Source organism: Mesorhizobium sp., assembly GCF_005063415.1.
Classification (GTDB): Bacteria; Pseudomonadota; Alphaproteobacteria; order Rhizobiales; family Rhizobiaceae; genus Mesorhizobium.
On sequence record NZ_SUEG01000335.1, the window covers coordinates 1,056 to 1,267 of the forward strand.

A 212-nucleotide genomic window follows, 5' to 3' on the forward strand; every position below is an offset into this window, starting at 1 on the left:
AGGAATGGAAATCCATCTTTGCCGGAGCGCCGGCGAAATCGCGCCTGCTGGCGCTCGAGTTCGAGGTTCTGGCGGACTCGCTCGAACTGCACTTTTTCGATGCCGGCTCGGTGGTGTCCTGCAGCGAAGCGGATGGGTTTCATATCGATGCCGAAGCGCACAGGCTGCTTGGCACCGCACTCGCCCGCGCGGTCGATGCCATCGGCTGGAGC

At 63.2% G+C, this 212-nt stretch carries 1 pseudogene; it reads left to right on the forward strand.

The annotated features are described in order from the left end of the window. A pseudogene (locus E5W70_RS32430) lies at positions 1–212 on the forward strand (hydrolase); the annotation flags it as partial.